Genomic DNA, 5279 nt, shown 5'->3' with positions numbered 1-5279 from the left:
GCAGCGGCCCGTTTCGACGTGGCTCGAACGGCTCGACGCCACGCTCGATGTGCTCGGCATGCGCGCAGCGTTGTCGGCCGACGATGCCGGCCTTCAACTGCTCGACGCGCTGGCGCGCCTCGCCGATCTGCCCCAGGACGAGACCGGCGCCGGCGCCACGCTCGATCTTGGCGAATTCCGCGCCATGTTGTCGGCCTTGCTGGAATCGGTCGCGTACAAGGAGCCCTCGGCCAGCGGTGCGTCGCGCATCACCATACTGCCGCTCAACGGCGCGCGCATGCGGCGCTTCGACGGTGTCGTGGTGGTGGGCTGCGACGACGGGCAACTGCCCTCGAGCGCGGCCGAGCTGATGTTCTTTTCCAACCAGATGCGGCGCGAGCTGGCGCTGGAAGACCGCGAGGTGCGTTTCGCCCAGCAGGCACGCGACCTCGCCGAGGTGCTGCTGAACAACGACGATGTGGCGCTGACCTGGCAGCGCCTGGGCGCGCGCGGCGAGCCCAAGCACGTATCGGGCTGGATCGAGCGGCTCAGCGCGCTGTGTTCGCGCGCGGGCGCGCCGATCGAAGCGAGCGCCGCGCCGGTGCTGCACGAGACCTTCGCCGAGGTCGGCGGGATGCCCGCGCCGGCGGCCGCGGAGCTGGTGCCCGCGCGCTGGAGCGCGCAGGCGTACAACATGCTGCGGCGCTGTCCCTACCAGTTCTTCGCCGGCCGCATGCTCGGGCTGGCGGGTCTGGAGGTGGTCAGCGACGACCTGGAAAAGCGCGATATCGGCGAACTGCTGCATCGCGTGCTGCTGCGCTACCACCGCGAGGCGGCACAGGACGGCTTGCGCCATGCCGATGCGCGCCTGGCCCGGCTGCGCGAAATTTCCGATCACGAGTTCGGCGCGCTGATGAAGGAAGACGGCAACGCCATTGGCTACTACTGCCGCTGGTGCGAAGTGTTGCCCTCCTATGTGGCATGGCAGGCCGAGCGCGAGGCGCAAGGCTGGTTTTGGGACGACGGCGAGCTCGATGCCGCCGTCGACCTGCCCATGCCCGATGGCCTCCCGCTGCGCGTCAACGGGCGCATCGACCGGCTCGACCGCGCGCGCGACGGCAGTCGCGCGGTGCTCGACTACAAGACCCAGACCGCATTGCGGCTCAAGCGCAAGGTGGACGACGTGGAAGAGGATTGCCAGTTGCCGTTTTACGGATTGCTGCGCGCCGATGTGGCCGGCGGCAGCTGGGTGGCGCTGGAAGGCGTCAAGGACGGACCGCCCGCGGCTCAGCGCGAGATTGGCTTGCCTGACTTCGATGCCGCGGTGGCCTGGCTTGAACGCCAGCTGCGCAGCGACGTGATGCGTCTGCGCCAGGATGCGCCGCTGCCGGCGTTCGGCGATGCCGGCGCCTGTACCTACTGCACCGCTCGCGGCCTGTGCCGCAAGGGCTTCTGGGAAAGTACGGCGCTGCCGCCGCAGGTAGGAGGGCGAGCATGAGCATCCACGCCTACCTGCGCGACGGCCAGCCGATCGCCGAAGCCGAGTTCACGCGTGCCGCCTGCGAGCCGTCCTGCTCGGTGGTGGTCGAGGCCTGCGCGGGCAGCGGCAAGACCTGGCTGCTGGTGGCGCGCCTGCTGCGCCTGCTGCTGGCAGGCGCGGCGCCGCACGAGATCCTGGCCATCACCTTCACCCGCAAGGCCGCCGAGGAAATGCGCGAGCGTTTGCTGGAGGTGCTGGCGCAGCTCGCGCGCGACGACGACGAGGCGGTGATCGCCGCGCTGATGCAGCGCGGCTTGACGGCCGAGGCCGCACGCGCCGCGCTGCCGCGCGCGCGCGGCCTGCATGCGCAGGTGCTGGCCGCACCGGGGCGCATGGCCATCGATACCTTCCACGGCTGGTTCGGCACCCTGCTGCGCGGCGCGCCGCTGGCCTCCGGCATCGTGCCGGGCGCCACGCTGCGCGAAGACGCGCTGCGCATGAAGCGCGAGGCCTGGGCGCCGTTCTGGCAGGCGCTGGCGACGCCGCCGTATGCCGACCTGCGCGTGGCGTTCGAGCGGCTGGTCGACGCCATCGGCGAGTTCCAGGCGCGCGCCTTGCTGGACGCCATGTTCCATGCGCGCAGCGAGTGGTTTGCCTTCCGCGAAAGCGCCGATCCCGCCGAGGCGCTTGCGGCGGACCTCGGCGAGGATGCCCGGGTGGACGTGCTGCTGGAAGTGCTGGCCGACGACAGCTGGCTCGATGCCTGCCAGGGCCTGGCGTCGCAGCTGGGACGGGGCGGCAAGACCGAGCAGGCGCACGCCACGCGCCTGGCCGATGCGATCATGGCGATCCGCGCCTGGCGCGAGGCGGGTGCCGAAGGGGGCGAGCCCGCCGAGCGCGCCTTTGCGGTATTGCGCGACGCGTTTTTCACCGCCGCCGGCAAGCCGCGCTCGCTGCGTGCCACCGCGGCCCTGACCAAGGCGCTGGGCGGCGAAGCCATGGTCGACGCGTTTCTCGCGGAACACGGCGAACTCTGCGCCGCGCTGGAGCAGGTGGCGCAGCGCCGCTGCGAGGCCGCGGTGCTGGCGGTCAACCTGGCGCTCTACCAGCTCGGCGATGCGCTGCTGACGCGCTACCAGTATCACAAGTCCGAGCAGCGCGCGATGGACTTCGCCGACCTGGAGTGGCTGGCCGCGCGGCTGATGCGCGACGAAGAGACCGCCACCTACCTGCAGGTCCGGCTCGATGCGCGCTACCGTCATTTGCTGCTCGACGAGTTCCAGGACACCAACCCGCTGCAATGGCGCATCCTGCAAGGGTGGCTGGCCGGCTACGCGGGCCTGGGCGAACGGCCCACGGTATTCCTGGTGGGCGACCCCAAGCAATCGATCTACCGCTTCCGCCGCGCCGATGCGCGGCTGTTCCAGACCGCCAGCGAGATGCTGCAGTCGGGCTTTGGCGCCACCGTGCTGCGGACCAACCGTACCCGCCGCAACCGTCCCGAAGTGCTGGACTGGGTCAACGCGGTATTCGATGCCGCGCGTGCCGACGGCCGCTACCCGCTGTTCGAGACGCAGACCACCGCGCTGGACCAGCCGGGCGGGCCGGTATGGCTGCTGCCGCTGGTGGAGCCCGAGGCGGAGCAGGGCGACGGCGACGCGCCGCAGGCCGATGGCATTGCCGATGGGGGCGAAGCCGGCCCGGACGTGGCAAAGCATCGCGATACGCTGACCCAGCCGCGCCAGCACGAAGGCGATTCACTGCGGCTCGAAGAGGGCCGGCGCGTGGCGTCCTGGCTGCGCCATATCCGCGCCACGGTGCCGGTCGTCGACAGCCAGGGCCCGCGGCCCGCGCGCTGGAGCGACGTGCATCTGCTGGTGCGCCGCAAGACCTATCTGGCCGAGTACGAGCGCGCCTTCCGCGAGGCCGGCATTCCCTGTCTGAGCCCGCGCCGTGGCGGCTTGCTGGCCACGCTGGAGGCGCTCGACCTGTCGGCGCTGCTGGCCTTCCTGATGACGCCGGAATCCGACCTGGACCTCGCCCATGTGCTCAAGAGCCCGCTGGTGGGCGCCACCGACGAGGACCTGGTCGCCATCGCGCGCATGGCGCAGGGGCGCGAGCCGCGGCCCGGCTGGTGGGCCTGCCTGCGCGACGAAGGGCTGCCCGGGTTCAGCAGTCCGGCGCTGCGCGACGGCGTCGCGCGCCTGCGCCACTGGCTCGAGGTGGCGCCGCATCGCCCGGTGCATGACCTGATCGACCATATCTACCACGGCGGCGAAGTGCGCCGGCGCTATGCCGAAGCCGCGCCCGCCGAGATCCGCGACCAGGTGCTGGCCAACCTCGACGCGTTTCTCAAGCTCTCGCTCGATCTCGATGGCGGGCGTTATCCGAGCCTGCCCAAATTCATCGACGAATTGCAGGAAATCCGCCGTGGCGAGGAAGGCGAAAGCCCCGACGAAGGCGGCATGGCCGACCGCGCCGAGGACGCCGAAGGCGAAGCCGATACGGACGCGGCCGACAGCGCGCAGGATGCGGTCCACATTCTCACCGTGCACGCGGCGAAAGGCCTGGAGGCCCCCTTCGTGGTGCTGCTCGACGCCAATCACAGCGATGCCGCCGCCGACCGGGGCGGTATCCTGATCGACTGGCCGCCGTCGTCGCCGGTGCCGGTGCATTTCTCCGCGTACGGCAAGCGCAGCACACGTGGGCTGGCACGCATGCCGCTGTTCGAGGCCGAGGCCGCGCTGGCCGAGCGCGAGAACTGGAACCTGCTCTATGTGGCGATGACGCGTGCACGCCAGGGCTTGCTGGTGAGTGGCGTGAAGGGGCGGGCAGCGCGCAGCGCCGAGGGCGAGAGCAGCCGCGAGATCGCCGGCAGCTGGTATGCGCGGCTGCAGGCGGCCAGGATCGGCGCCGAGGTCGATGCCTTCCCGCCGGCAATCGCGCAGGACGCGCAGGGCGCGGCCGCCGTCAACGACGCGCGCGTGCGCTATGCCGATTTTCGCCAGCGTTACCGCGATGCGGCCGGGACCCTGGCGCCCGTGCTGGAATGGGAGGACGAAGAGGCGGAGCAGGGCGGCGACGCCGGCCATGCGATCGTGTTCGATGCCGATGCGGCGCGCCATGGCGAACTGCTGCACGCGTTGCTGGAGCGCGTGACGCGCTATCCCGAAGCGTTCGAGGCACTGCCCGCGCCGGAGGTGGTGATGCGCTGGTTCCCGCTGGCCGGCGCGGGCACCGCGCAGTCGCGCGCGCTGTGGCGGGAGCAGGCGCATGCCGCCGTGGAGGCGGCCCGACTGATGCTGGATTCGCCGGCGCTGCGGCCGCTGCTGTTTCCGCAGGACGCGCGCAGCGCCCGCAATGAGGTCGAACTCTACGACGCGCGCGGCCGCCTGTTGCGGATCGACCGCCTGGTGGAGTTTGCCGGGCGGGTGGTGATCATCGATTACAAGCTGCGCCTGCTGCCGCAGGAGCACGCGGCTTACGCGCAGCAGCTTGCGCGTTACGTGGCGGCGGTCAGGCCGATGTTCCCGGGGCGGCGCGTCGAGGCCGGCGTAGCCACGGCGGACGGCGAGTGGATTGCGGCGGATGCACTGCAAACCGGGCGGCAGGGCTCGCTGTTCTGAGCGGTCCAGCGTTTGTCCCGAGTCTGACCTGGATCAGGACGGGTGCGGGCAAAACGCGGCAAAATAGGCATGCCGGTGTGGCTTGCGCCGCGCTGGCCTGGCGCCTGCGGCACGCGATGCGTGCCGTTGCGCCGAGGGTTTCTGCCGCCGGTCGGAACCGTTGCGCGGATGCCGGGCGGATGCAACCCGATGGT

General features: G+C 71.1%; 2 protein-coding genes. Both read left to right on the top strand.

The genetic code is table 11. The features are described 5' to 3' along the window. Positions 1-1477, top strand: a 1477-nt coding sequence (locus P3W85_RS01830; protein WP_276263510.1) for a PD-(D/E)XK nuclease family protein, incomplete at its 5' end; no start/stop codon positions are given. After that, positions 1474-5085: a UvrD-helicase domain-containing protein gene (locus tag P3W85_RS01825; RefSeq protein WP_276263509.1), complete on the top strand. Its 3612-nt coding sequence runs from the start codon at positions 1474-1476 to the stop codon at positions 5083-5085. The genes P3W85_RS01830 and P3W85_RS01825, both read left to right, overlap by 4 nt. Positions 5086-5279: the final 194 nt, after the last annotated feature.

The organism is Cupriavidus basilensis (assembly GCF_029335485.1).
Classification (GTDB): domain Bacteria; phylum Pseudomonadota; class Gammaproteobacteria; order Burkholderiales; family Burkholderiaceae; genus Cupriavidus; species Cupriavidus basilensis_E.
Note: the sequence above shows the minus strand (reverse complement) of the source record. Positions and strands in the feature narration are given on the sequence as shown.